Raw genomic sequence first — 2,439 nt, 5'->3', positions numbered from 1 at the left:
AGTTACATATAATGCATGCATCGCCCAATATATACATATATTAACAATTTAAAATATTTTCCATCTAATTCATAGACCTATTTTTACAAATTATTTGCCTTATGCAATAAACGAAACCCTTCACATTACCTATTGTTTATCGCCACGAGATTGTACGACCTCGTTAGTTTGTTAACTATTCCATGCCATAACTACTCCTGCCATGTAAAATGTCATCTCGCCTAATTCTCGTTACTGTCACTTAATCCAAGTATTTAAACAAAACTCCATGATGGTACAACCTTCATGAGCTCTCGATTCTCTAACAAATCATTTTCATTTTGTCTCACTCAAAAATCCTTACTTCCTTTTTGTTCACTAGCTTTATGTACCTGTTTGTTACCACCTTTAACAATACAAGCTTTGTCATTCTTGTATTTAACTATAAATCGAGTAGTTTTTGTGTAGTTTTTAATTTAAAAGTCACTGTAACCAATCTCGTAAGTCTGCTTACTATTATGGAATCTGGTCAATTCCGAGGATACCCTACTTTTTTGTTGCCTAAAAGACACTAAAAATTGGCTAAAGACCTTACACAAAATAATTTACGTCATCTGCTTCTTCTAAGTAGCGCATTACACGCTTTCTGGCGCCAGAAGAATTGAATCCAGCGTATCGGTATACCCTTGGTAATTTGTTATCATCCAAGATGACATTACGCTCTGTCCAGAAATTAAAAGAGGTACGTGTGTCAAATGCATCGGAAATACCTTCTCGAATCACTAAGCTTGGGGTAATAACAAGAACCCTTCCATCGCTAATTTCAAAAGGAGCGATGGCTATGAGTCCTGTTTTACCAACTCCGGTTGGCAATGTAATAATTTTGTGGGTGGAGAGGTTATCTATAAAAGATTGTTTTAACCTTTCATGAGCTTTTCGTTGAGGGGCGCGTAGAGATGTGTTCCCTTGTATAAATGCATTTGTCTCCTTAAAGTAATTATCCATTTACTTCCTCTCCTTCTTTTATGTCTACATTCATTTTTTCTGAATATAAAATAAGCCCCCTGGATAGGGAGCAGGGGCATATAAAGATAATTACTTATGATTTTTATTTGTAGGATACTCCATCGCCATCACGGTCGAGTTTTGAACGATAGCTAGGGTCACCTTCATAAAGTAGCGCTGCACCAGTTGTTTTTTGCTACTGTACAGTTTTTTGATGTTAGTGATTCGATTATGATTTTAGCATTTTCACTTTATTAATGATTTCTGCTTCGATTTGTTCGTTTAATTGGTCAATACGTTTGCCAATAAGAAATAAATCGATAATGGCCCAAATAATTGTAGGAATGAAGAAGATAAACCATCCAAGAACCCAAACAATAATCATCCCTATACCTAATCCGATATCTCCTGCATAAAATCGATGTCCACCAAGACTACCCAGAAATAACCATAAGATATAAGCAATACCTTTTGACTTTTTTCTCTTCTCGAATTCTGCATTTATCATTAGTTGTTGTTCTGTGTTTAATTCTTGTCTAGCAATAAGATTATCCATAGTTACCTCCATTACTTCTTATTTCGTTTGAAGTATAGCTTGTTACTTTGAGCATGTCTTTTTGTCTTTTATCATTATCCTTCTCATAATTAATCCCCCTCTTAATAAGATTTATATATTTTGAAGTTAATAACTCCCTAAAATGTAACGAATTTTGCATTGAAAGCATTGTACTTTCAGTCGTATCCTTTATCGGAATAAAATAACAGAAAAAGGACGTGCCTTTGTGAGACGACAGCTCGAAACTTACTTCAAAGAATGTCGAATCGAGCTTGGTCTAACCCAAGAAGAGGTTGCATAAAAAGACGGAATAAGTGAGAAATGGTATCGAAAAATTGAGAAAAACGAACGGAAACCTGGAGTCGCTACCATTCACACCATTTGTCGCGCATTACGTATAAGCAGCGCTGAATCGAGATCGATATACCTCCACTCAATAAAAAGCGAAAAGCGATTATTGAAAATCGCCGATATGTACTTTCGCAAAGAAGGATACATACTGGCTAAACGTGTTATGTCGGGTTTCTTTGCTATTTCAAAAAAGAAAGGTAAACAGTACATGATTTTGACTGGTTTATCGATCATGATTAAATGAGATTTTTATCATGACAATGTAAAAAAACGTATGCTTATATACCTTATTGAACAGGATAAAAGTATGAGTAAAAAGCAGCTTCTATTACTCATTAAAACGGTTTTTATGCCTAAAAAGGACAGAAATCGTTCGACAAATCGATTCTAATTTTGACTTATTTTGTAGAAATAGATACCTGGACGGGGCATTTTTGGAATATAAGGTGCCTTTTTATATAGCTACCGATTAAGGGTTTAACAAACGGTTATTTGGCAATACTGGCTCCTATCATCACAATGATAAGGAGCGGATTATGTTATGAAAA

The 2,439-nt window shown here is 34.9% G+C and carries 3 protein-coding genes and 1 pseudogene; 1 reads left to right on the top strand and 3 read right to left on the bottom strand.

Features of this window, described 5'->3' with window-relative positions:
• Window positions 1-570: 570 nt before the first annotated feature.
• From BLR88_RS18635 to BLR88_RS18630, 3 genes and pseudogenes are all read right to left on the bottom strand, one after another.
• Complete coding sequence (locus BLR88_RS18635; RefSeq protein ID WP_091261606.1) at window positions 571-984, bottom strand: DEAD/DEAH box helicase family protein; 414 nt, start codon at window positions 982-984, stop codon at window positions 571-573.
• 103 nt (window positions 985-1,087) lie between these two features.
• Window positions 1,088-1,196, bottom strand: a pseudogene (locus BLR88_RS20655) (excalibur calcium-binding domain-containing protein); the annotation flags it as partial.
• 17 nt (window positions 1,197-1,213) lie between these two features.
• The gene (locus tag BLR88_RS18630) at window positions 1,214-1,540 is read right to left on the bottom strand and encodes a TM2 domain-containing protein (RefSeq protein ID WP_091261604.1); all 327 of its coding nucleotides are present in this window, start codon (window positions 1,538-1,540) and stop codon (window positions 1,214-1,216) included.
• Window positions 1,541-2,012: 472 nt separating this feature from the next.
• Between BLR88_RS18630 and BLR88_RS20465 the strand changes: the two genes are divergently transcribed.
• Window positions 2,013-2,135 (top strand): hypothetical protein, encoded by a 123-nt coding sequence (locus BLR88_RS20465; protein ID WP_302846676.1) that lies wholly within the window; start codon window positions 2,013-2,015, stop codon window positions 2,133-2,135.
• The last annotated feature ends 304 nt before the right edge of the window (window positions 2,136-2,439 follow it).

The sequence above is a fragment of the Aneurinibacillus thermoaerophilus genome (assembly GCF_900099925.1).
Lineage (GTDB): Bacteria > Bacillota > Bacilli > Aneurinibacillales > Aneurinibacillaceae > Aneurinibacillus > Aneurinibacillus thermoaerophilus.
This window is presented reverse-complemented; position numbering and strand designations above follow the sequence as displayed.

Coding starts and splice junctions, on each gene's coding strand:
- BLR88_RS18635 (WP_091261606.1), bottom strand. CDS start 984: ATGGATAATTACTTTAAGGAGACAAATGCATTTATACAAGGGAACACA.
- BLR88_RS18630 (WP_091261604.1), bottom strand. CDS start 1,540: ATGGATAATCTTATTGCTAGACAAGAATTAAACACAGAACAACAACTA.
- BLR88_RS20465 (WP_302846676.1), top strand. CDS start 2,013: ATGTACTTTCGCAAAGAAGGATACATACTGGCTAAACGTGTTATGTCG.